Consider the following 23,925-nt stretch of genomic DNA (forward strand, 5'->3'; position numbering starts at 1 on the left):
GTGTTTTCCGGCAAGATGGAGCGCATGACCTCCGATTCCAGCGCAGCGCCCGACCACGGCACCCGCCTCCACGGCGAATACAAGGTCCCCGGCGGGAAACTGGTGGTGGTGGACCTCGACGTCGTTGACGGCCACCTGGCCGGGGTCTCGCTCAGCGGCGACTTCTTCCTCGAACCGGACGAGGCCCTGCTGGACATCAACCGCGCGCTCACCGGACTTCCCGAGTCCGCCCCCGCGGCCGACATCTCCGCCGCCGTCACCGCAGCCCTTCCCGCCGACACCGTGCTGTTCGGTTTCTCCGCCGATGCCGTCGCCGTCACCGTCCGCCGGGCCCTGTCCCGGGCGAGCGGCTGGGCGGACCACCAGTGGGAAATCATCCCGCCCTCGGTCCTGCCCACGCACGTCAACGTGGCCCTGGACGAGGTCCTCACCGAGGAAGTCGGTGCCGGGCGGCGCAACCCCACCCTGCGCTTCTGGGACTGGGAGGAACCATCCGTGGTGATCGGCAGCTTCCAGTCCGTCCGCAACGAGGTGGACCCCGGCGGCGTGGCCCGGCACGGCATCACCGTGGTCCGCCGGATCAGCGGGGGCGGCGCCATGTTCATGGAGGCCGGCAACTGCATCACGTACTCGTTGTACCTGCCGCAGACGCTGGTGGACGGCATCAGCTTTGCCGACTCCTACGCCTTCCTGGATGCATGGGTCATGGCCGCACTGGAAAAGCTGGGCATCAGCGCGTTCTATGTTCCACTCAATGACATCGCCACGGAACAGGGCAAGATCGGCGGCGCAGCGCAGAAGCGCCTCGCCAACGGCGGCATGCTCCACCACGTGACCATGAGCTACGACATCGACGCCGACAAGATGGTGGAGGTCCTGCGCATCGGCAAGGAAAAGCTTTCGGACAAGGGCACGCGCAGCGCCAAGAAGCGCGTGGACCCGCTCCGCCGGCAGACGGGCCTGTCCCGCATGGAGATCATTGCCGCCATGCAGGACGTCTTCACCGAACGCTACGGCGCCGTTGAATCCAGCGTGTCCGAGGCCGAACTGGCCATCGCCAAGGAACGCGTCGCCGCCAAGTTCGGGACCACGGAATGGCTGAACAGGGTTCCCTGACGTTTCGGCGAACGGCGGCCGTCAGCGGACGGGTACCCCTGCCGCCTGCGCCGTGAGGGCACGCAGCAGGTGGCTGCGCTGTTCGATGATGATGCGCCGCAAGGCCCGCGGCGCCTCGGTCCGGGCCGCCAGCCACTCGTCGCAGCGCTGCAGCACGGGGTGATCCAGCGGCGCCATGCCCTCGGCCAGGTCCTGGCCCGCCGGGAACAGTCCCCGCACGATCCTGCCGGCAATCTCGATGCTGCGCTCCGCCCAGATCCGCTCCAGCAATCCGAAGTACGGCTCCGCGTAGGGCTCCAGCAAGGGGGCCGGGCCGGTGGCGAAGCCCGCAATGGTGGCGCTGAGGATCTCGTTGGACAGCGAGGTGCCGTTGACCGCGGCGTCCCACGCCGCGGCCTTGACGGCGGCGTCCGGGCGGGCGGCCGAAGCCGTGGCATGCCCTTCGCGGCCCGCGGCCGTGTTGTCGGCGGCCAGCTCGGCGTCGATCTCGTCCTGTGTGGCGGCGCCGTTGGCGGCGAGGGCCTGCCAGAGGCTCCAGCGCAGTTCGGCGTCCACGGTCAGGCCGGGGATGACTGTGCTGCCGTCCAGGATTCCGCGTACGAGTCCCAGTTCGGCGGCGTCGTGCCGGGAAACGTCCGCAACGGTCCGCGCCCAGGCGAGCTGCTGGTCTGTTCCGGCGTCTGCCGTCCGCAGCTGCCGTGCCGCGACGCCAAGGAAGCCGTTGCGGACCGTGCCGCGGGCGGCAGCAGGAACATAGCGCTCGACGGCGGTGGCGGCGTTTCCGAGCACGTTCAGCAGTACGCCGATCCCGCTCTCTGCCGGGGCGAACTGCTCGACGGCGGATACGTACAGTTCCGCGGGGGTGACGCCGTCGCGCGCCGAGTCCCAGAGGGCCGTCCAGCACAGGGCGCGTGCCATCGGGTCGGCGATGCGGTCCAGGGAAGCGCGCACGGTGGCCTCGGACGTGGCGTCGAGCCGGACCTTGGCGTAGCTGAGGTCCTCGTCGTTGACGAGCAGGAGGGCCGGCCGGGGGAGCCCCGCCAGGCCGGCCACCAGCGTGGACGCGCCGGAAACGTCGGCATCGATGCTCCCGGTCCGGAGGAGCTCTCGTGCGGCGTTGAAGTCGTACAGCCCGATCCGCAGCCGGTGCGGCCGATGCTCCTGCCTGCCCGTGAGGGGGTCCACGGAGTCCTGTTCGAGGATCACGGCGCCCATTGTGCCGTCGTCGTCGGTGACGTTCGCCGTGACGGTGGAGATCCCGGAGGTCTGCAGCCATTGCCCGGCCCATTCGCCCAGGTCCCGGCCCGAGGCGGCGCTGAGGGCGGACAGGAGGTCCTGCAGCGAGGTGTTGCCGAACTCGTGGTCGCGGAAGTACTGCCGGGACCCTTCGATGAACGGTTCGAAGCCCACGTAGGCCACGAGCTGCTTGAGCACCGAGGCGCCCTTGGCGTAGGTGATGCCGTCAAAGTTCTGCTTGGCGGCCTCGAGGTCCGGAATGTCCGCCACGATCGGGTGGGTGGTGGGCAGCTGGTCCTGGAGGTACGCCCAGGCCTTGCGCTTGTTGGCGAAGTTCACCCAGGCGCTGTCCCAGTCGGTGGCCTCGTCCACGCCCAGGGTTCCCATGTAATCGGCGAAGGACTCCTTGAGCCACAGATCATCCCACCAGCGCATGGTGACGAGGTCGCCGAACCACATGTGCGCCATCTCGTGCATCAGCGTGTTGGCACGGGCCTGGTACTGCGCATCCGTGGCGCGGGAGGCGAAGACGTACTTTTCGGTGAAAGTGACCAGGCCGGGGTTTTCCATGGCGCCGAGGTTGTACTCGGGCACGAAGGCCTGGTCGTATTTGCCCCAGGGGTACGGGTAGTCAAAGAGCTCGTTGAAGAAGTCCAGGCCGTTCCTGGTCAGCCGGAAGAGCTCATCGGCGTCGAAAGAGTCCTGCATCGAGGCCCGGCAGTAAAGGGCCAGCGGCACGTCCAGGGTGCTGCCGTCCTCGAGCGCTTTGCTCCAGTGGGACTCGGCCTTGAAGTAGGGGCCGGCCAGCACCGTGGTGATGTAGGTGGACATCCGCTTGGTGGTGGCAAAATCCCAGCGGCTCGCCGCCGGGTCCTCTGCCAGGACCGTGCGTGCTGCCTCGGCGCCGTTGGACGCCACGTGCCAGCCGGTGGGGGCGGTGACGTGGAAAGTGAACTCGGCCTTGAGGTCCGGCTGTTCGAAGTTGGCGAAGACGCGCCGGGCATCGGCGGGTTCGTACTGCGTGTAGAGGTAGCACTGGCCGTCGGCCGGGTCCACGAAACGGTGCATGCCCTCGCCGGAGCGGCTGTAGAGTGCGGTGCCCGTGACGGTCACCTCGTTCTCGGCCTGCAGATCCGCCAGGAGGATCCGGTCGCGGTCCACCACCCGGGCGCTGTCCAGTTCGGTGCCGTTGAGGACCACGCGGTGCACCCCGCCGCAGATGAAGTCCAGGAAAGTGGACGATCCGGGCGCCGCGGCGAAGGCGATGGTGCTGGTGCTGGTGTAGCCGGCGACGGCGGGATCTGCCGCCTGCCGCACGTCCAGGGAGACGTCGTAGCGGTGTGTGCTGATCAGGGCTGAACGGGTGGCGGCTTCATCGCGCGAGAGATTGTGATTCGACACACAGCTATCTAATCATGATCCAGACGGCGCCCAGGCCCAGCCCTGCGATGAGCAGCCAGGAACCCAAAGCGAGCAGCAGCGCCCGGCCCCCGGTGTGCAGCAGGGTGCGGATGCGCACGGCCGAACCGAGCCCGAACAGAGCTGCTGCCAGGAGCAGGTCCTGCACCGCACCGGCGGCCTCGAGAGCCACCGGGGATGCCCAGCCCAGCGAACGGATGCCCACCATGGCCATGAAGCCGAGCACGAACAGCGGGACCACTGGCGGGAAGGCGCCGCCGCCGCCGTCCGGCCCGCCCGCCGCGAGGATGCCGGCCCGCTCCCTGCGGTGCACGATCCGTTGCTGGACACCGGCCGCCGCCGTGATGGGGGCCAGCAGGATCACCCTTGTCAGCTTGACGACGACGGCGATCCCCAGTGCCGCGGCACCGGCAGTCTGCGCTGTGGCCACCACCTGGCCGACGTCGTGGACCGAGGCCCCGGTCCACGCACCGAAACGCTCCGGGCTGAGTCCGAGGGGGTGCATGAGGAGCGGGAGCACTCCGATGGCAAGCGTCCCGCACAGGGTCACGAGGGCCACGGGCAGCACCGTGTCCTGGTGTTTGATGCGGCGGACGGCGGCCATGGCGCCGATGGCCGAGGCGCCGCAGATCGAGAACCCGGTGGCGATCAGGAGGGCCGTTTCGCGCGGGAGACGCAGCAGCCGGGCCAGGCCGTACGTTCCGGTGAAACTGGCCAGCACCACGCCGGTGATCAGCAGCAACGCGGTCCAGCCCAGGCCGAGCACATCCACCATGCTGACCTTCAGCCCCAGCAACACGATGCCGGCCCGCATGAGGTGCTTGCCGGCGAAGTCCAGGCCGGGGCGGGCGCGTCCTGCGGTCCACACGGCTGTGCCCGGTATATTTGCTGAGAGCAAACCTAAAGCAACAGCTGCCGTCATGGCCGGCACGGCGGGCAGCATGGCATGGACGATGAAGGCAAGCCCTGTTGCCGCAACGGCCAGGACCAGCCCGGGCCCCAAACGGGCCAGCGGCCTGAGGTACCTGTTGAACGGCATGCTCCAACCCTGCCCGATGACGGCTGGAAAACGCGAACCGGTGAGGACCCGGACCGCGCAACACAACTAGTGCGTAATGCGTTCGAATCAAAAAGGTGATTGTCTAATTCCCATGTCTGAGCTATTCCAGGGTTACTCCGAGGCCGCGGCCCGCAGCGGTGCCTACGACGAGATGTTTGCTCCCGGCCAAGAGGCCCGAAAATCGTACGGCCAGGTGGCCGGTGCCCTGAGTGAGTTGTCGCTGGCGGATGTCACCGCCCGGGCTGACTCCATGGCGCGGACGTTCCTGGACCGTGGCGTGACCTTCGACTATGCGGGGGAGGAGCGGCCGTTCCCGCTGGACATCGTGCCGCGGGTGATCCCGGCCGATGAGTGGGATGTCCTGGAGCGCGGGGTGGCCCAGCGGGTGCGGGCGCTCGAGGCGTTCCTGAACGATGTGTACGGGCGGATGTCGGTGGTCTCGGACGGGGTGATTCCGCGGCAGCTGGTGACCACCAGCGCGCACTTCCACCGTGCCGTGCACGGTTTCGAGCCGGCGGGCGGGGTCCGGGTGCATGTGTCCGGCATCGACGTGGTCCGTGACGCGGCGGGCACGTTCCGGGTCCTGGAGGACAACGTCCGGGTCCCTTCCGGGGTCAGCTACGTGCTGGAGAACCGCCAGGCGATGGCCAAGGGCCTGCCGGAGGCCTTCGGCCAGCAGCACATCCGGCCCGTGGAGGAGTATCCGCGCCGGCTGCTGTCCGCGCTGCGCAAGACCGCGCCGTCCGGGGTCGATGACCCCACGGTGGTGGTCCTGACCCCGGGGGTGTTCAACAGCGCGTATTTCGAGCACACCCTGCTGGCCGGGCTCATGGGCGTGGAGCTGGTGGAGGGCCGGGACCTGATCTGCCGCGGGAACCGCGTCTACATGCGCACCACGGCGGGGGAGCAGCGCGTGGATGTGATCTACAAGCGCATCGACGACGATTTCCTGGATCCGCTGCAGTTCCGTTCCGATTCGATGCTGGGCTGCCCGGGGCTGGTCAACGCCGCCCGGGCCGGCGGGGTCACCATCGCCAACGCGGTGGGCAACGGGGTGGCCGATGACAAGCTCGTCTATTCCTATGTGCCGGACCTGATCCGGTACTACCTGCACGAGGAGCCGGTGATCGCCAATGTGGACACCTTCCGGCTCGAGGAAAAGGACGCCCGGGAGCATGTGCTGGACCGCCTGGACGAGCTCGTGGTCAAGCCCGTGGACGGTTCCGGCGGCAAGGGCCTGGTGATCGGCCCGGACGCGTCCAGGGAGGAGCTCGAGGCCCTGCGCAAGCGGGTGCTCGCCGATCCGCGCGGCTGGATCGCGCAGCCGGTGCTGCAGCTGTCCACGGTGCCCACGCTGTCCGGGGACCGGTTCGGCCCGCGGCACGTGGACCTGCGGCCGTTCGCGGTCAACGACGGCGAGGACGTCTGGGTGCTGCCCGGCGGACTCACCCGGGTGGCCCTGAAGGAGGGCTCGCTGATCGTGAACTCCTCCCAGGGCGGCGGCTCCAAGGACACCTGGGTCCTCGCGGACACCCCGCAGCTTCCCGACGAGGCGCTGCCGCGCCAGACGGTCACCGTGCGCGAGCAGGTCTCCGTGTGGCCCGTGGAAAGCAATTGGCGTGACCGCCAGACGGACCAGCAGCAGTGAGCCGCGGGATGGCCGCATCGAAACTTATTGAACGTCGACCTGCAGGACGCGAAGGAGGCACAGTCCCATGCTGAGCCGTATTGCTGAATCACTTTTCTGGATCGGACGCTACGTTGAGCGTGCCGACGGCACCGCCCGGATCCTGGACGTCCACCTGGAACGGCTTAACCACCTGCCCCTGGAAGAACAGCGCAGCGTGGCACGCGAACTCCTTGCCGTGATGGGGGCCCGGCCGCAGAGCGAGGACTTCGGCTTGCCGGAACTCCTGCACTCGCTCGCCTACGACAAACAGAGCGCCTCGTCCATCGCGGGTGCCCTCAGCGCTGCGCGCGAAAACGCCCGCCGTGCCCGCGAGACGGTGTCATCATCGATGTGGGAAGGGCTGAACACCACGTACTACGGGCTGAACCAGCACCGCAAGGACGTGGTGGGCACGTACCGCTTCTGCAACTGGGTCCTGGAACGGACCGCCATGGTGCGCGGCCTCGCCGACTCCACCGTGAGCCACGACGAAAGCTGGCTCTTCCTGGTTCTGGGCCGTTCCCTGGAGCGGGCCGACATGACTGCCCGGATGCTCTCCACCCGGGACGTCCAGTCCGCCGGCATGTCCTGGGTGAACATGCTGCGCTGCGCGGGTGCCTACGAGTCCTTCCTCAGGACACGCCGGGCCGCCTTCGGTGACCAGCACGCTGCCGAATTCCTGCTGCTGGACCGGCTGTTCCCGCGCTCCATCGTGTTCGCCCTGCGCGACGCCGATGAATGCCTGGCCAAGCTGGACCCCTCCGCCCAGCGCGTCGGCTTCATCAACGACGCCCGGCGCATCGTGGGCCAGGCCCGGACCTTCCTCGAGTTCCACCGCACGGACGACCTCATGTCAGAGCTCCCTGAACACATGGAACGTGTGCAGAAAGCCGTCACGCAGGCGTCCGATGCGATTTCCCGTAAGTACTTCAATCAGGCGGATGAGCATGCCTGGGTGGGAGAAGTTTCATGACCCGTCTGAGCATCGTGCACAAGACAGCCTACAAATACAACCGCCGGGTGACTCTGTCCTACAACGAGGCACGCATGACCCCTTTGACGGATCCGCAGCAGGTGGTGCTGGAATCCTCCCTGAAGGTCTCGCCGTCGCACGCGTCCGTCAGCACCTACCGGGACTACTGGGGCACTCGTGTGACGGCCTTTGACATGCAGGTTCCGCACGAACGCCTCGAGGTTGTGGCAACCGCCACGGTGGAGGTCCACCGCACCGAGCGGGTGGCCACCGAGGACGACATCGTCGGCTGGGACGTCATGGCCTCCGAGGAGACCCGCGACCAATTCAGCGACTGGCTGCCGCAGTCGCGGCTCAGCGGCCCCGGCGAGGAAGTCCTGGCGATCGTTCCCGGCGTGGTGGCCGGCAAGAATCCGCACGAGGCCGCGCTGGCCGTCTTCGAATGGATGCGCGGTGAGATGACCTACATGAAGGGCACCACGGGCGTGACCACCAACGCCGAGGAGGCCTGGAACCAGCGCCAAGGCGTGTGCCAGGACCTCGCACACCTGGCCATCGGAGCCCTGCGCAGCTGCGGGATTCCCGCACGCTACGTGTCGGGCTACATCCACCCGCGCTCTTCGGCGGCCATCGGCGAAGCCGTGGCCGGGCAGTCGCACGCCTGGCTGGAGTGGTGGGACGGAGAATGGCGCAGTTGGGACCCCACCAACCACAAGCCGGCCGGAGACTTCCACGTGACCGTTGCCCGCGGACGCGACTACCGGGATGTGCCGCCGCTGAAGGGCGTGCTGTCCGGCGGCGGAGGATCAGCGCTCACGGTCACCGTGGAGATCACCCGCCTGGCATAGGCGGTTCATGGAGAGATATGGCCCCTGGGAACGCTCCCAAGGGCCATATCTCTCTCCATCTGGACTACGCAATAGCTACCAGGGGGACGGCTTGTAGTCCTTGAGGAAGACGCCGTACTGGTCCTCGCCGTTTTCGCCCATGACGATGGGGTCGTACACGCGTGCCGCCCCATCCACGAGGTCCAGCGGCGCATGGAAGCCTTCCTCCATGAGCCGGACTTTGGTGTAGTGCGGGCGCTCGTCGGTGATCCAGCCGGTATCGACGGCGGTCATGAGGATGCCGTCGGCGTCCAGCATTTCCTGGGCACTCGTACGGGTCATCATGTTCAAGGCGGCCTTGGCCATGTTGGTGTGCGGGTGGCCCGGGCCTTTGTAGGCCCGGGAGAACTGCCCCTCCATGGCGGAAACGTTCACGATGTATTTGCGGTGCGCAGTCGAACGCTTCATGGCGCCGCGGAGGCGGCTGACCAGCAGGAACGGGGCCGTGACGTTGCACAGCTGCACCTCAAGCATTTCGAGCGGATCCACCTCATCCACGACCTGCGTCCAACTGTTGATGGCCGCCAGGTCCGGCACCAGGCCGCCGGCGTCAATTGCCGTGCCGGCCGCGATGCGCTCCAGCGAGGCCGAGCCCGTCGACAACGCCAGCGAGGTGATGGCGTCACCGGCCAGGACCGGATGCTCGGTCACGCTGCTGGCAAGGGCCAGGGGGTGCTTGTCGTGGGCATGGCCGAACGTCACCAACTCCGGGCCGCCGTTGGCGGGCAGAAGCTCTGCGGGCAGGGGCTCGTCCTCGGCATCGACCAGGGGCTTGTAGGCGTTGCCGGAGCGGCGGACGGTCTGGGCCGCATTGTTGATGATGATGTCCAGCGGGCCGGCCTCGTTCAGGGAGTCTGTGAGTGCCATCACCTGGGACGGGTCGCGGAGGTCGATGCCCACGATCCGCAGCCGGTGCAGCCATTCCGCGCTGTCCTCCATGGCCGCGAAGCGGCGTGCCGCATCCTTGGGGAACCTGGTGGTGATGGTGGTGTGGGCGCCGTCCCTGAGGAGCCGGAGCGCGATGTACATGCCGATCTTGGCCCGTCCGCCCGTCAGCAGTGCCCGGCGTCCGCTCAGGTCCGTGCGGGCGTCGCGCTTGGAGTGGCTGAACGCGGCACACTCGGGGCACAGCTGGTGGTAGAAGGCATCCACCTGTGTGTAGTGCTGCTTGCAGATGTAGCAGGGGCGGGAGCGGATCAGGTGGCCCGCGACCTCGCCCGTGGCCGAGGTGGCCAGCTTGTTGCCGCGGGTTTCGTCGTCGATCCGGTCCGGGGCGGCTGTGGCTGTCAGGGCGATGACGGCGCGGTCGGCCTCGGCGATCAGATCGCGCTTGGTGACGCGCCGGTGCCGTTTGACGGCCTTGAACATCTTGCCGGTGGCGCGGCGGACCGCGACATAGTCCGGATGCTCCTCGTCATAGACGTGGATCGTGGTCAGAACCTTGAGGCAGGCCTGGATCTCTTCAGGCGTCAGATCGGTGGAGCTCATTGACCTGATTTTACAGCCTTGGAGGCCGGTGGCCTGCCTCGAGGTTCCGCGTCGGTTTCCGGCGGTGCTGGTGGCCGGGCCTGGTGCCTAGACCTGTGCGGACACGCGCGGTCCGGCGGACGGGGCAACGATGGCGGCCGCCGCCTGGATGCCGGCTATTTTCTCCGCCGAATCACGGATGTCCGGGTGGTTTTCCGTGGCCGCCCGGACGGCTTCCGGGAGGCTGTGCCGGTAGTCCGCGGACAGTGCGAGTTCGGCGGCGTCCGGCTCGGGGACGTGTTGTCCCTTGGCCAGGACCGTGATGCCCGATTCCGTGATCTTGAAGCCGCGCGCGCGGTCCAGCTCGGCGTCGAGCCCGATGGCGGCACCGGCCGGGATTTTCACGTTCTTGTCGATGATGGCACGCTTGATGACGGCTCCTTCGCCCACCCGGACCTTGTCCATGATCACGGAGTCCTGGACGCGGCTACCGGTGCCGATGTAGACATCGTTGGACAGCACGGAACCCTCCACGATGCCGCCCGAGACCACTACGCCGCTGGCGACGATCGAGTCAAGGGCCGTTCCCACGGCGTTGCCTTCGCCACGGACGAACTTGGCCGGTGCCGAAATGCTCTGCCGCGTGTAGATGGGCCATTCCGTGTTGTAGAGGTTGAACACCGGCACGGGCGAGATGAGGTCCATGTGGGCGTCATAGAAGGAGTCGATGGTGCCGACGTCGCGCCAGTACGTCCTGTCGCGGTCCGTGGCACCGGGAATGTCATTGAGCGTGAAGTCATAGACCCCCGCCTCGCCCTTGTCCACGAAGTAGGGGATGATGTCGCCGCCCATGTCGTGCTTGGTGTCGAGGCGTTCGGCGTCGATGCGGAGCGCGTCCACCAGGGCATCGGCATTGAAGACGTAGTTGCCCATGGAGGCCAGGAACTGGGTGGGATCCGCTTCCAGGCCCGGCGTGCTGGCAGGCTTCTCAACGAAAGCGGCAATCTTCTGGGGATCGTTCGGATCGACTTCGATCACGCCGAACTGGTTTGCCATGGACAGGGGCTGGCGTACCGCGGCAACCGTTGCCTTGGCGCCGCTTGCCACGTGCTGCTCCACCATCTGCTCGAAGTCCATGCGGTAGACGTGGTCCGCGCCAACCACCACGACGATGTCGGGGTCGGCGTCGTGGATCAGGTTGAGCGACTGGTAGATGGCGTTGGCACTGCCGAGGAACCAGCTCTTGCCCACACGCTGCTGCGCGGGGACGGAAGCCACGTACTTGCCCAGCTGCGTGGACATGCGCCAGGTCTCCGAGATGTGCCGGTCAAGGCTGTGCGACTTGTACTGCGTCAGCACCACGATCTGCAGATAGCGGGAATTGACCAGATTCGATAATGCAAAGTCAATGAGCCGATAGCCCCCGGCAAACGGGACGGCGGGCTTGGCCCGGTCCGCGGTAAGGGGCATGAGGCGGTTGCCTTCGCCGCCTGCCAGTACGATTGCCAATACTTTCTTTAACGCCATGGTGGTCGCTCCCCGTACGTCTTTGTGCCCCCAAAGGTCCGATTTTCCGGACCCTTTCACACTAGAACACATACGCGGGAACGACTACGTTGGGTACCGTGCGAATAGACATTGTGACTAAAGAATTCCCTCCCGAAATCTATGGCGGTGCCGGCGTCCACGTAGCCGAGCTCAGCCGCGTGCTCGCCCAGCACGTCGATCTGCACGTCCGGGCCTTCGGTGCGCCCCGCGATCCCGGCTTCCACGGGGCCTCGGTGACGTCGTATGCGACGCCGGATGACCTGGGCGAGGCCAACGCCGCCGTGCAGACGCTGGGCGTCGATCTTCGGATAGTCCCGGACATTGCGGGTGCGGACCTCGTCCACTCGCACACCTGGTACGCGAACATGGCCGGGCACCTGGCCTCGCTGCTGCATGGGATCCCGCATGTGCTCAGTGCCCACAGCCTGGAGCCCCTGCGCCCGTGGAAGGCCGAGCAGCTCGGTGGCGGCTATGCCCTGTCCTCATGGGTGGAGAAGACCGCGTATGAAGCCGCGGCGGCCATCATCGCTGTCTCGGACGGCATGCGCAAGGACATCCTGCGGAGCTACCCCAACGTGGATCCCGCCAAGGTGCGCGTGGTCCACAACGGCATCGACGTTGGGCTGTGGCAGCGTGACGAGGAAGACGACGCCATCCGGGCCCTGGGCATCGACCCGGCCAGGCCCAGCGTGGTCTTCGTCGGCCGGAACACCCGGCAGAAGGGCGTTCCTTACCTCCTCAGGGCAGCCGCCAGCCTCCCGGCGGACGTGCAGCTTGTCCTGTGCCTCGGCGCGGCCGACACGCCCGAGCTCGCCGCAGAAACGGCTCGGCTCATCGGGGAACTGCAGAGCCAGCGCGACGGCGTGGTGCTCATCGAACGCATGCTGCCCCGCCACGAACTCATCCAGGTGCTCAGCCATGCCACGGCCTTTGCCTGCCCGTCCATCTACGAGCCGCTCGGCATCGTGAACCTCGAGGCCATGGCCTGCGGTGCGGCGGTGGTCGCCAGCGCAACGGGCGGCATCCCGGAGGTCGTCCAGCACGGCGAAACCGGCCTCCTCGTGGAGCTGGAGCAGGTCACGGACGGTACCGGCACCCCGTTGGACCCGGAAAAGTTCGTCAGCGAATTTGCCGCCGCCCTCACGGAGGTTGTGTCGGATCCGGCCCGGGCCCGCGCCATGGGAGCGGCCGGCCGCAAACGCGCGGAGGAGCACTTCTCCTGGGAATCCATCACGGAAACCACCCTTGAGGTCTACCGCTCGGTGCTCGCCGCCGCTCCGGCCGTTCCCTAGGGCCGGCGGGCCGCTAGACCGGAAAACCGCCGGGACAGCAACCGGGGCAGCAACCCGGAACATCAACGCAGGACAGCAAACGACGACGGCGCCGTTCCCCTCAGGAGGGGAGCGGCGCCGTCGTCGTCCATCAAGGATTCCGCAAGAGTTCACCAACGGGACATCGCTGCGTGTTAGCGGCTCTTGGAGCCCTTCAGGGCGAGCAGCGCCTTCTCCTCGGCCGGGGCGCTTCCGCTGGCGCGGAGGGCCTGGAAGTAGCTGCGCGCCTCGTCCTGGCGCGTGGCTTCCGCGCCGGAGGCGATTGCCGCTCGCAGGTGCTCGGGGCCGTAGCCGAAGGCGTCCACGAGGTCCAGCGCATGCGGCCGGATCTTGGTGAGCAGCCGGTTGACGTAGCTGCCCACGGTGCGGCCCCGCTGCATGGAGAGGCGCCCGTTCATAAGGTACCAGGACAGGTGCTGCTCGATCAGGGAGAGCCCGAAGAGGTCGCGCAGCCAGGTGAGGACCTGCTTGGTGCCGGGGTCGGTGACCTTGCCCAGGGCCTCGGTGAAGGCCTCCCATTGCAGGAGTTCGGCGTGGGCCTGGGCGGCGTCGATCAGGTCATCCTGGTGCTGGTTGAACAGTGCCGCGGCCTGGTGCTGCGGCAGCTTGTTTGCCCCCTTGAGCGCCGAGCCCACCTCGGCCACCATGGACTGCACCCGGTCGGTCAGGAGCGTGCGCTGCCCTTCCTCGTCGCGCAGCGCCAAGGCCGACTTCTGGACGGAACCGGTGTCGGCAACGAACTGGGCCACCTGCCGGAGCCCGGTGCGGTTCAGCGCGACGTCGGCCGCCTGCTCCACCACGTAGCGGGCCAGCACGCCGAAGTCCGCGTTGCGGAATTCCTTGGCGTAGTCGGCCAGCAGGCGCTTGGCCACGAGCTGGAGGAGGACGGTGTTGTCGCCTTCGAAGGTGGCGTAGACATCCAGGTCCGCGCGCAGGGAGGCGAAGCGGTTCTCGATCAGGAAACCAGCGCCGCCGCAGGCCTCACGGCATTCCTGCAGCGTATCGAGCGCGTGCCAGGTGCTCAGCGGCTTGAGGGCTGCGGCGAGTGTTTCCAGGTCCTGGCGGTCGGCGTCGGTGTCGTGGGCGCCGGAGAAGACGTCGTCGAATTTCTGCAGCAGCTGGTCATGGGCGAAACCGGCCGCATACGTGGTGGCCAGCCGGGTGAACAGGCGGCGCTGGTGCCGCTGGTAGTCCAGCAGGACTTCCTCGTCAGTGGGGGAGGAAGCGTTGAATTGGCGGCGCTCCGTGGCGTACTGGATGGCTGTCTTGAGTGCCAGCTTGCTGGCGGCGACCGCGGCGCCGTCCAGCGAGACGCGTCCTTGGACCAGCGTGCCGAGCATCGTGAAGAAGCGGCGGCCCGGGCTTTCGATGCTGGACGAGTATGTGCCGTCGGGGGCGACGTTGCCGTAGCGGTTGAGCAGGTGCGTGCGCGGGATCCGGAGGCCGGTGAAGTGGAGCCGGCCGTTGTCGATCCCGTTCAGGCCGCCCTTGATGCCGTCGTCCTCCCCGCCGATGCCCGGGAGGAAGGCTTTCGTGTCCGGGTCGCGGAGTTCAACGTAGAAGGCGTGCACGCCGTGGTTGACGTTCTTGGTGATCAGCTGGGCGAACACCACGGCGGCCAGGCCGTCCTTGGCGGCATTGCCGATGTAGTCCTTCCATGCCGCACGGAAGGGGGTGTCGATGACGAACTCCTGGCTGTCCTCGTCAAAGGTGGCGGTGGTCGCGATGCTTGCCACGTCCGAGCCATGGCCGGTCTCGGTCATGGCAAAGCAGCCGGGGATGGCCAGGCTCATGATGCCCGGGAGCCACTTGTCGTGGTGCTCCTGGGTGCCCAGGTGCATGACGGCGGAGCCGAAGAGGCCCCACTGCACACCGGCTTTGATCTGCAGGGAGGGATCGGCGGTAACCAGTTCCGCGAAGCCGGCTACGTTGCCGCCGTGGTTATCGGAGCCGCCCAGCCGCGTGGGGAAAGCGCGGTGGACGGCGTTGTTGTCCACGAGGTACTTCAGCTGGCTGAACACGCGCTCGCGGTGCTCCGTGTGCGTGAGCCCTTCGATCTTGTGGACCTCCGGGCGGCCTGCGAGCTCCCTGGCCGCGCGGCGGATGTCCGCCCAGTCGCCCAGCAGGAGCTCGCCCAGGGCCGCGACGTCGACGGCGGGCAGGACGGTTTCGGGCTCTTCCGGAGAAGTTGCCGGGGCGCCGGCAGTGGTGCGGTCAGCTACTTCAGTCATGGTGATTCCTTCTTTGGTTCCGGACAACTGATGGGTCATTGCTGGTTCTGGGTGTTGGTCTTGAGTTCGGGTGCGATTCCCACGCACAGCCAGTCGGTGATGCGGGCGGCCATGGCGGCCTGATCCGGCTTTTCAGGTGAGGCGGGGGAGCCGAACCACATTTCACCGGCGTTGCGCACCAGGCCGATGGCCGCCGTCGGCCAGTAGTCGATCAGTGGTTCCTTCCCGGCACCGATGTACTCGCGCATGGGCCGCGCGATCATCGCCGTGATCTGTTCGAAGAAGTTGCCGAGCGCGCCTGAGGCAGCTATCGCATCCTGTGCCGACGCCTCCCCGGGGGTCAGGCGCGTCACGAACGCATAGACGCTGGGGCTGGATTCGGCCATCTGCAGGTAGGCCGACACCATGGCGAACAGTCCCTCGCGCGGGGATTCGGCGGACTGGGCCGCCTCACGCATGCGCCGCTGCATCTGCCCCAGGACCACTTCGCCCATGGCCTGCTGAAGCCCGGCCTTGTCTCCGAAATAGCGGTAATACACGGACTTCGAGGTGCCGGCGGCGGTGGCAATGTCCTCCATGGAGGCATCGCTGCCCAGCGCGTGGACGGCCTTGCGGGCGGCCTTGATGAGTTCCCGGCGGCGCTCCTCGCGGTGGTTCTGCCAGCGCGAAGCGCGGCCGTCGACGGCCGGGGCGCCGGCGTCGATGATGGCGCCGGCGGGAGCTGAATTTTCCGGGTGGGACACGTTCACGATACCCAGCGTATCAGGTACGCTGGGTATCAGTAACCGTTGTGATCAAAGGAGACAGCCATGGCTGCAGCAGAAGAGGCCGCATTCCGGGCCCAGGAAACCCCCAGCGCAGCTCCCCGCCTGCGCAAGGCCGTGGTGGTGGGCGGCAACCGCATCCCGTTCGCCCGCACCAGCGGCGCCTACACCAAGTCCTCCAACCAGGACATGCTGACCGCAGCACTTGACGGGCTGATTGCCCGCTTCGGGCTCCAGGAAGAGCGCATCGGCGAGGTCGCCGCAGGCGCCGTGCTGAAGCACTCCCGCGACTTCAACCTCACCCGTGAAGCCGTGCTCGGCTCCGCACTCTCGGCCGAGACCCCCGCCTACGACCTCCAGCAGGCCTGTGCCACGGGCCTGGAAACCGTCCTGGGGCTGGCCAACAAGATCAAGCTGGGCCAGATCGACTCGGCGATCGCCGGCGGCGTCGACTCGGCATCGGACGCCCCCATCGCCGTCAGTGAGGGCCTCCGGGAAATCCTGCTGGACCTCAACCGCGCCAAGTCCACCACCCAGAAGCTGCGCACGCTGGCCCGGATCCGTCCGAAGGACCTTGCCCCGGACGCCCCCAACACCGGGGAGCCCCGCACCGGCCTGTCCATGGGGGAACACCAGGCACTCACCACGGCCCAGTGGAAGATCAGCCGTGAAGCCCAGGACGAACTCGCCTACAACAGCCACCACAACCTGGCGGCCGCCTATGAGGGCGGTTTCTTCGACGATCTCATCACGCCCTACCGGGGCCTGAGCCGCGATTCGAACCTCCGTGCCGATACCACCCTGGAGAAGCTCGCCAGCCTTAAGCCTGTCTTCGGCAGGAACCTCGGCTCCGAAGCAACCATGACCGCCGGAAACTCCACGCCGCTCACCGACGGTGCCTCCACGGTCCTTCTGGCCAGTGAAGAGTGGGCGGATGCCCGCGGCCTGCCGAAGTTGGCCACCGTGCTGGACGGCGAGGCGGCCGCCGTCGATTTCGTCCACGGAAAGGACGGCCTGCTCATGGCCCCGGTCTTTGCCGTGCCCCGCCTCCTGGCCCGCAACGGGCTGGGCTTCGAGGACATCGACTTCTTCGAAATCCACGAGGCCTTCGCCGGCACCGTGCTCAGCACCCTCGCCGCCTGGGAAGACGAGGATTTCGGCCGGGCCCGGCTCGGCCTGGACGGCGCCCTTGGCAAGATCGACCGCGCCAAACTCAACGTCAACGGCTCCTCGCTGGCCGCGGGACACCCGTTCGCTGCCACCGGTGGCCGGATCGTTGCCTCGCTCGCCAAGATGCTGCACGACAAGGGGCAGGTGGACGGCCGTCCGGCACGCGGCCTCATCTCCATTTGCGCCGCCGGCGGACAGGGCGTCGTCGCCATCCTGGAAGCCCACTAGGAGGAACCGTGACGGACAAATACACGCAATTCGTCAGCCGGGGTTTCGGCAAGGACCTCGCCAGGAAACTTGGCCTGCCCCAGCCCGTGGTGCTTCGCCGGCACAATCCGGGCGATCCGCTGCTCACCGGCCCTGTCCTGGTACAGGGCGAGGGCATCGGCGCGGACGGGCTGGCCACCGAACTTCTGGCCTGGGGCCTCGACGTCCGCCGCAACGCCCTTCCCAAGGAAAAACTGGGCGCCATCGTCCTGGTGCTCGACGCCGTCGAGCATCCTGATGACCTCGGCAAGCCCGTGCTGACCGTGGGGGCGTCCCTGCGCGATCTGGCCCCGAACGCCCGCCTGGTCACCGTCTCCCGCGCAGCATCCTCGGCCGCGACGCCGGCGGTGGCGGCGGCCCGCCAGGGAGTCGATGGCCTCCTGCGCTCCGTTGCCAAGGAACTGCGGGCAGGCGCCACGGCCAACGGCATCATCCTTGCCGACGGCGTCGAGTCCACCAGCCCCTCGGCGCTTGGTGCTCTGCGATTCTTCCTCTCCGGACGCTCGGCCTTCGTGGACGGCCAGTTCCTGACCGTCACCTCCGCCGCGGGCGCATTGCCCGACGACGCCGGGAAGCCGCTTGCGGGCAAGGTCGCCGTCGTCACGGGCGCGGCCCGCGGGATCGGTGCGGCGATTGCCCGGACCCTGTACCGCGATGGTGCCAAGCTCGTGGTGGTGGACATCCCCGCCGCCGGTGACCATCTGGCGGAAGTCGCGAACGAAGTCCACGGCTCGGCGCTGCAGCTGGACATCAGCCGTACCGACGCCGGGCAACGGATCATCGGGCACGCCATGGAACGGCACGGCCGCCTGGACATCGTCATCCACAACGCCGGCATCACGCGGGACCGTCTGCTGGCCAACATGGATGAAGGCCGCTGGAACTCGGTGATGGCCGTGAACATCGCTTCGCAGCTGCGGATCAACGAGGCCTTGATGGCATCCGGCCACTTCACGGATCACCCCCGGATAGTTTCCGTCGCCTCCACCAGCGGCATCGCGGGCAACCGCGGGCAGAGCAACTACGCTGCTTCCAAGGGAGGTGTGATCGGAATGGTCCGTGCCACGGCACCGCTGCTTGCCGACGGCGGTGGTTCGATCAACGCCGTCGCGCCCGGTTTCATCGAAACCGAAATGACCGCACGGATCCCCTTCGCCACGCGCGAGATCGCCCGCCGGCTCAACTCCCTCCAGCAGGGCGGCCAGCCCGGCGACGTTGCAGAAGCCATCGCCTTCCTGGCCAGCGACGCTGCCGGGGGCATCTCCGGCGAGGTGCTGAGGGTGTGCGGGCAGAATCTGGTGGGGGCATGAGCGCGGCGCAGACCATCATCCTCGGCGAACTGCCGTCGCTGTCCAAGCTGTACGTCAACGCGGCAGCCATGGCCGCCCGCCGCCGCGTGCTGGGGTCCGCTGCCGGAACCGCGCTCCCGGCAGAGAGCCACGAGGTCCGGGGCGTGCTGGCCGACGTCGGGAACCTGACCAGCTACCAGCACCTCGTGGGGGAGACGGCCAGTGACCTGCTGCCGGCCGGCTTCATCCACGCCTTGGCGTTCCCCGTGGCCATGAGCGTCATGAACCGGGACAACTTTCCTCTGCCCCTCCTGGGCATGATCCACCTCCGCAACCACGTGGTGCAGCACGCGCCGGTGCCCTTCACCGAATCCCTGGACATCCGTGCCTGGGCGGAAGATCTGCGCGGACACCGAGCCGGAACCCAGCTGGACGTCGTCGCCGAGGTGCGCAGCCACGGGAGCGGCGCACTGCTGTGGCGGGGCGTTTCCACGTACCTGTCCAAGGGAGTGTTCCTGCCCGGCATCGACAAGCCGACGGCGCCGTCCGTGCCGTCGGACTTCAAGGCACCGGACCCCACTGCTGTGTGGCAGCTGGGGCTGGACGCCGGACGCAGCTATGCCGCCGTGTCGGGCGACTTCAACCCCATCCACCTGAGCGTGCTGTCCGCCAAGGCGTTGGGCCTGCGGCGTTCCATCGCGCACGGCATGTACCTGGCCTCGCGGGCGCTCGCCGACGTCGGGGCCGTGAAGAGTGAATCCTTTGTCTGGGAGGTCGCCTTCGAGGCGCCCGTGTTCCTTCCCGCACGGGTGGCTCTGGGCATCGGCACCACGCAGTCCAGCGCAGGGGCCTGGGAGCGCTCCGACTACGTCGCCTGGAATCCCCGCAGCGGCCGCCGGCATTTCAGCGGGAGCGTGGCCGCCCTGTAGGGCCATCATCCGGACGTGGGATCCCGGCTCTTTCGCACGCGCAAAGAGCCGGGATCCCATTTCTCGATTCCTGCCCAAGCAAACGCCAAAACAAACAAGGCCCGGAATCCGTGGATTCCAGGCCTTGTACTTGTGCGCGGAGGGGGACTTGAACCCCCACCCCCTTTCGAGGACTAGCACCTCAAGCTAGCGCGTCTGCCATTCCGCCACCCGCGCAGGTGGTATTCAAAGTCCGGTTCTGCGCCTTCCGGCGCTTCTCTTTCCTTCGAAGCAGCGAGAAAAACTCTAACACGGATTCCGGCCATGAAAAAATCGGTGCTGGTCAGGGCCCGGTTGCCCATATTTCCGCGTCGTGAATCGCCGGAATCCACCACCTTGACCCGGCCGCCGGTGGGTAGGCTGAAGGGACGTGGGGCAGCCTGCGGGCGGGGAACCGTCCGGTGTCCCCGGACCAACAGCCCGCCAAGCAAGGAGAGTTCCATGTCTGCCATCCGCCCCGAGGACGAAGTAGTCCGGATCTGCCAGGAACTCATCCGGATCGATACCTCGAACTTCGGCGATGATTCGGGACCGGGTGAGCGTGCCGCCGCCGAATACACGGCCGCGCTGATCAGCGAGGTCGGTCTGGACGTCGAAATCTTCGAATCCGCCCCCGGCCGCGCCAACGTGGTGAGCCGGTTGGCCGGCGAGGATCCCTCCGCGGAGGCCTTGGTGGTACATGGCCACCTGGACGTCGTGCCGGCGCTGAAGGACCAGTGGAGCGTCGATCCCTTTTCCGGCGAGTTGAAGGACGGCCTTATCTGGGGCCGCGGTGCCGTGGACATGAAGGACATGGATGCCATGATCCTTTCCGTCATGCGCGATTTCGCCCGGACAGGCCGCAAGCCCAAACGCGACATCGTCTTTGCCTTCTTCGCCGATGAGGAAGCCGGCGGTACGTACGGCGCCCGCTACGCCATCGAACACCGCCGTGAGCTGTTCGATGGCGCCACCGAGGCCATCTCCGAGGTGGGCGGCTTCTCGGCAACCATCGGCGGCCAGCGCACCTACCTGCTCCAGACGGCAGAGAAGGGCATCTCCTGGCTGAGGCTGATGGCCCACGGCCGCGCAGGCCACGGTTCGCAGATCAATACGGACAACGCCATCACCCGCCTGGCCGGAGCTGTGACCCGGATCGGCGAATACCACTGGCCCATCGAACTGACGCCCACCACCCGCCAGTTCCTGGACGGCGTGACGGAACTGACCGGCGTCGAGTTCGACGCCAGCAACCCTGACATCCTGCTCAAGGAACTCGGCACCGTGGCCCGCTTTGTCGGTGCCACCCTGCAGAACACTTCCAACCCCACGCTGCTGCGCTCGGGCTACAAACACAACGTCATTCCGGAATCGGCCGAGGCCCTGGTGGACTGCCGCACCCTGCCGGGCCAGCAGGAACTCGTGTTCGAGACCATCAAGCAACTGGCCGGGGAGGGCGTGGATGTCAGCTACGTCAACAAGGACGTGTCCCTGGAGGTTCCCTTCGCAGGCAACCTGGTGGACGCCATGATCGACGCACTCCACTCTGAGGATCCCGGCGCCAAGGTGCTGCCGTACACCTTGTCCGGCGGCACCGACAATAAATCGCTCAGCAAGATCGGCATCACCGGCTACGGCTTCGCGCCCCTCATGCTCCCCGACGATCTCGACTTCACGGGCATGTTCCACGGCGTGGATGAACGGGTCCCGGCGGACTCCCTGAAGTTCGGCAGCCGCGTGCTGAACACGCTGCTCAGCAACTACTAGGGGAGCGGTGCGTTGACTCCCGAGGAGATCCTGCCCGACGAGCTCCTGGAACGCATCCGCGGCCGCGCCGCGGGCTATGACCAGGACAATTCCTTCTTCCACGAGGATCTGGCGGAACTTGCCGCCGCCGGGTACCTCAAGGTCTTCGTCCCTGTCCCCGACGGAGGGCTGGGCCTTGGGCTGGAAGCGGCGGCTGCGCTGCAGCGCAGGCTGGCGACGGCGGCCCCGGCCACGGCGCTCGCCGTGAACATGCACCTGGTGTGGACCGGCGTCGCGCACGTCCTGGCGGCGCGCGGCGACGACTCGCTGGGTTTCGTGCTGAAGGAGGCAGGGCAGGGGGAAGTGTTCGCCTTTGGCATTTCAGAAGCCGGCAACGATTCCATGCTCTTCGACTCCGGGACCACGGCCGCACCGCAGGACGATGGGGGCTACAGCTTCACCGGCCGGAAGATCTTCACCAGCCTCTCCCCTGGCTGGAGCCGGCTGGGGATCTTCGGCAAGGACGCCGCCGCCCGCAACGGCGACGGCGAGCTGGTGTTCGGCTTCATCGAACGGGCGACCCCTGGCCATGAGACCCTCACGGACTGGAACACCCTGGGCATGCGTGCCAGCCAGTCGAACACCACGCTCCTGCAGGGTGCCATGGTTCCGGCGGAGCGGATCTTCCGGAAGCTGCCGGTGGGACCCAACCAGGATCCCCTGATTTTTGCCATTTTCGCCTGCTTCGAAACGCTCCTGGCCGCCGTCTACACGGGCATCGGCGAACGTGCCTTCACCCTGGCCGTGGAAGCCGCGAAACGACGGAGCTCGGCCAAGTACGGTGGCCGCAGCTACGCGCAGGATCCCGACATCCGCTGGAAGATTGCCGGAGCGGCCATGGCGATGGACGGAATCCAGCCACAGCTCGCCTCCATCGCGCACGATGTGGATGCGCTGGTGGACCACGGACCGCAGTGGTTCCCCAAGCTGGTGGGCCTCAAGATCCGGGCCACGGAGAACGCCCGGGCCGTGGTGGACACGGCTATCCGGGTCTCCGGAGGCTCCAGCTACTTCCGTGGTTCCGAGCTTGAACGGCTGTACCGCGACGTGCTGGCAGGGATTTTCCACCCCTCGAACGAGGAATCGGCGCACAGCACGGTGGCCAACGCCTGGCTGGGACCGCTCGAGCAGTGAAGGCAGGGGAGGGCGCTGCAGGGCGTCTGCAGCGCTGCGCTGCAGCGCCAGGACCTTATACGGTCCGCTGCACCGTGGTCACCTTGCGGCGCAGCCAGAAGCGGCGTCCGCCGCCCACATAGAGGATGCTGCGCTCCAGTTCCCACTTGCCGTACTCGGCGTGTTCCACGATCCTGCGGCGGACATCCGGCAAGGAATCGTCAGGACTGACGGACACTACGAGGTACTCGTACTGCTTGGCATAGTCCCGCAGGCGCTCAACCGAGCTGCTCAGAAATTGTTCTCTCATCCCTCTCCATTTTCGTCTATTTCGGGCTAACGTGAAGTCATGAGCATCGATCCGCGTGTCGCGCTTCAGTCCTTGACCGCCGCATTGGAAGAACACTTGGTGGCCGCATCCGCCCGCAGAGGCGAGGGTGATCCAGCCGTGGAGGCAGCATTTTTCGCCGTCGCGGATGCCTTCGAAGTGTACGAGGACGCACTGTACGAGGCTTACTCGGAAGTGACACCGCTGCAGGTCTTCGACGAGGACGAAGACGAAGCCGACGACGACGATGATGAACTGATCGACGAGGACGACCTCGAAATCGTCGACCAGCAGTAGCGAGGACCAGTAAGTGGGCCGGTCAGGCCGCGGATGATGAGCTAGACGGCTGAAACATCCTCGAGGGCACGGGCGATCTCTGCCGGCAAGGGCGTCAGCTGTGAATCCAGGAGTTCCTTGAGCTGGACCGTATTGCGTGCCCCCACGATTGCCGTGGCAACGCCCGGACGGGACAGCAGCCAGCTCAGGGATACATCCAGAGGCGTGCGTCCCAGGCCGCGTGCCGCCATGGCCACGGCTTCCACCACGCGGGAGCCTCTGGCTTCCAGATACGGTTCCACGTAGGCCGACAAACGGCCCTGCGCTGCCCGGGAATCTCCGGGGATCTGGCCGCGGTACTTGCCGCTCAGCACTCCGCGGCCAAGCGGCGCCCAGGCCATGAGTCCCAGTCCGGCGTCCTCGATTGCCGGAACGAGTTCATCCTCAGGCTTGCGCTGGAGCAGCGAATACTCGGACTGGTTGGCCACCAAGGTGAGGCCTGCGACCGCGGCGGCCTTGGCCGTCTGCCAGCCGTTGTAGTTGGAGATGCCCACATAGCGGGCCCGGCCGCTGCGCTGCGCCAATTCAAGCGCGGAGAGCGTTTCGTCCAACGGCACGTTGTCGTCCCAAGCATGGGCGAACCAGATGTCCACGTAGTCGGTTCCCAGCCGTGCCAGACTCGCATCGAGCGAGGAGAGCATCGCCCCGCGCGAGGCATCCACGCTGCGCCGCGCGTCCGACGTCGAGACCCCCGCCTTCGTGGAGATCACCACTTCCGAGCGCGCCACTACGTCGCCCAGCATGGCGCCCAGCATGGCCTCGGCCTGGCCTTGGGCATACGAGGCCGCGGTGTCGATCAGGGTGCCCCCGGCGGCGATGAAAGTGTGGAGCAACTCGGCGGCATCCTGCTCATCCGTTTCCTGAGCCCAGGACATGGTCCCCAGGGACACCGAAGAGACTCGAAAACCGCTGTTGCCGACGTAACGCTGCTGCATGACTGCAAGCTTACGGGCAGTTCCCCGACTTCA

General features: G+C 67.1%; 19 protein-coding genes and 1 tRNA gene. 11 read left to right on the forward strand and 9 right to left on the reverse strand.

The window, feature by feature from the left end; translation table 11 throughout:
- The first annotated feature begins 15 nt into the window (after positions 1-15).
- The gene (locus NVV90_RS10450; RefSeq protein WP_258441136.1) at positions 16-1,116 is read left to right on the forward strand and encodes a biotin/lipoate A/B protein ligase family protein; all 1,101 of its coding nucleotides are present in this window, start codon (positions 16-18) and stop codon (positions 1,114-1,116) included.
- Between the two features lie 21 nt (positions 1,117-1,137).
- Here the strand turns inward: NVV90_RS10450 and pepN are convergent, their stop codons facing one another.
- Together pepN and NVV90_RS10460 are read right to left on the reverse strand one after the other, a co-directional pair.
- Positions 1,138-3,753, reverse strand: coding sequence for an aminopeptidase N (gene pepN / locus NVV90_RS10455; RefSeq protein WP_258437245.1), 2,616 nt, complete (start codon positions 3,751-3,753; stop codon positions 1,138-1,140).
- A 4-nt stretch (positions 3,754-3,757) separates the two neighbouring features.
- On the reverse strand, positions 3,758-4,810 hold the full coding sequence (locus NVV90_RS10460) for a YeiH family protein (RefSeq protein ID WP_258437247.1): 1,053 nt from the start codon (positions 4,808-4,810) through the stop codon (positions 3,758-3,760).
- A 112-nt stretch (positions 4,811-4,922) separates the two neighbouring features.
- Between NVV90_RS10460 and NVV90_RS10465 the strand changes: the two genes are divergently transcribed.
- The 3 genes from NVV90_RS10465 to NVV90_RS10475 all read left to right on the forward strand — a co-directional run bounded on the left by NVV90_RS10465 (position 4,923) and on the right by NVV90_RS10475 (position 8,321).
- Entirely contained in the window at positions 4,923-6,479 is a 1,557-nt protein-coding gene (locus tag NVV90_RS10465) for a circularly permuted type 2 ATP-grasp protein (RefSeq protein WP_258437248.1), read from the forward strand.
- Positions 6,480-6,546: 67 nt separating this feature from the next.
- Positions 6,547-7,473, forward strand: a complete 927-nt coding sequence (locus tag NVV90_RS10470; protein ID WP_258437249.1) for an alpha-E domain-containing protein — start codon at positions 6,547-6,549, stop codon at positions 7,471-7,473.
- Entirely contained in the window at positions 7,470-8,321 is an 852-nt protein-coding gene (locus NVV90_RS10475) for a transglutaminase family protein (protein WP_258437250.1), read from the forward strand. The genes NVV90_RS10470 and NVV90_RS10475 overlap by 4 nt, the downstream gene beginning before the upstream one ends.
- 75 nt (positions 8,322-8,396) lie before the next feature.
- Here NVV90_RS10475 and NVV90_RS10480 read toward each other — a convergent pair whose 3' ends face one another.
- Both NVV90_RS10480 and glgC read right to left on the reverse strand, forming a co-directional pair.
- Positions 8,397-9,848, reverse strand: coding sequence for an SDR family NAD(P)-dependent oxidoreductase (locus NVV90_RS10480; protein WP_258437251.1), 1,452 nt, complete (start codon positions 9,846-9,848; stop codon positions 8,397-8,399).
- Between the two features lie 87 nt (positions 9,849-9,935).
- Positions 9,936-11,354 (reverse strand): glucose-1-phosphate adenylyltransferase, encoded by a 1,419-nt coding sequence (gene glgC / locus NVV90_RS10485; RefSeq protein WP_258437252.1) that lies wholly within the window; start codon positions 11,352-11,354, stop codon positions 9,936-9,938.
- A 98-nt stretch (positions 11,355-11,452) separates the two neighbouring features.
- Here glgC and glgA point away from each other — a divergent pair, with 98 nt between their 5' ends.
- Positions 11,453-12,667, forward strand: coding sequence for a glycogen synthase (gene glgA, locus NVV90_RS10490; protein ID WP_258437253.1), 1,215 nt, complete (start codon positions 11,453-11,455; stop codon positions 12,665-12,667).
- A gap of 173 nt (positions 12,668-12,840) precedes the next feature.
- Here glgA and NVV90_RS10495 read toward each other — a convergent pair whose 3' ends face one another.
- Both NVV90_RS10495 and NVV90_RS10500 read right to left on the reverse strand, forming a co-directional pair.
- A complete protein-coding gene (locus NVV90_RS10495) occupies positions 12,841-14,937 on the reverse strand; it encodes an acyl-CoA dehydrogenase (protein WP_258437254.1) in 2,097 nt (698 codons plus the stop codon).
- Positions 14,938-14,972: 35 nt separating this feature from the next.
- Entirely contained in the window at positions 14,973-15,680 is a 708-nt protein-coding gene (locus tag NVV90_RS10500; protein ID WP_396125398.1) for a TetR/AcrR family transcriptional regulator, read from the reverse strand.
- A 66-nt stretch (positions 15,681-15,746) separates the two neighbouring features.
- Here NVV90_RS10500 and NVV90_RS10505 point away from each other — a divergent pair, with 66 nt between their 5' ends.
- From NVV90_RS10505 to NVV90_RS10515, 3 genes are read left to right on the forward strand one after another with little or no spacing between them, the layout of a single operon-like run.
- Complete coding sequence (locus tag NVV90_RS10505) at positions 15,747-17,099, forward strand: acetyl-CoA C-acetyltransferase (RefSeq protein ID WP_258437256.1); 1,353 nt, start codon at positions 15,747-15,749, stop codon at positions 17,097-17,099.
- An 8-nt stretch (positions 17,100-17,107) separates the two neighbouring features.
- Positions 17,108-18,448 carry a 3-oxoacyl-ACP reductase gene (locus NVV90_RS10510; protein WP_258437257.1) on the forward strand — a complete coding sequence of 447 codons (1,341 nt, stop codon included), beginning with the start codon at positions 17,108-17,110 and terminating at the stop codon, positions 18,446-18,448.
- The gene (locus NVV90_RS10515; protein WP_258437258.1) at positions 18,445-19,356 is read left to right on the forward strand and encodes a MaoC/PaaZ C-terminal domain-containing protein; all 912 of its coding nucleotides are present in this window, start codon (positions 18,445-18,447) and stop codon (positions 19,354-19,356) included. Before NVV90_RS10510 ends, NVV90_RS10515 begins: the two co-directional genes overlap by 4 nt.
- Positions 19,357-19,489: 133 nt before the next feature.
- On the opposite strand, the gene NVV90_RS10520 is transcribed toward NVV90_RS10515, so the two are convergent.
- Positions 19,490-19,572, reverse strand: a tRNA-Leu gene (locus tag NVV90_RS10520).
- A 264-nt stretch (positions 19,573-19,836) separates the two neighbouring features.
- On the opposite strand from NVV90_RS10520, the gene NVV90_RS10525 reads away from it, so the two are divergent.
- Both NVV90_RS10525 and NVV90_RS10530 read left to right on the forward strand, forming a co-directional pair.
- Positions 19,837-21,141 carry a M20/M25/M40 family metallo-hydrolase gene (locus NVV90_RS10525; RefSeq protein WP_258437259.1) on the forward strand — a complete coding sequence of 435 codons (1,305 nt, stop codon included), beginning with the start codon at positions 19,837-19,839 and terminating at the stop codon, positions 21,139-21,141.
- Positions 21,142-21,153: 12 nt separating this feature from the next.
- Positions 21,154-22,314: an acyl-CoA dehydrogenase family protein gene (locus NVV90_RS10530; protein ID WP_258437260.1), complete on the forward strand. Its 1,161-nt coding sequence runs from the start codon at positions 21,154-21,156 to the stop codon at positions 22,312-22,314.
- Positions 22,315-22,369: 55 nt separating this feature from the next.
- Here the strand turns inward: NVV90_RS10530 and NVV90_RS10535 are convergent, their stop codons facing one another.
- Entirely contained in the window at positions 22,370-22,603 is a 234-nt protein-coding gene (locus tag NVV90_RS10535) for a DUF5703 family protein (protein WP_258437261.1), read from the reverse strand.
- A 39-nt stretch (positions 22,604-22,642) separates the two neighbouring features.
- On the opposite strand from NVV90_RS10535, the gene NVV90_RS10540 reads away from it, so the two are divergent.
- Entirely contained in the window at positions 22,643-22,918 is a 276-nt protein-coding gene (locus NVV90_RS10540) for a hypothetical protein (RefSeq protein WP_258437263.1), read from the forward strand.
- A gap of 41 nt (positions 22,919-22,959) precedes the next feature.
- On the opposite strand, the gene NVV90_RS10545 is transcribed toward NVV90_RS10540, so the two are convergent.
- Entirely contained in the window at positions 22,960-23,892 is a 933-nt protein-coding gene (locus NVV90_RS10545; RefSeq protein WP_258437264.1) for an aldo/keto reductase, read from the reverse strand.
- Between the last annotated feature and the right edge of the window lie 33 nt (positions 23,893-23,925).

Source organism: Arthrobacter sp. CJ23 (genome assembly GCF_024741795.1).
Classification (GTDB): Bacteria; Actinomycetota; Actinomycetes; order Actinomycetales; family Micrococcaceae; genus Arthrobacter.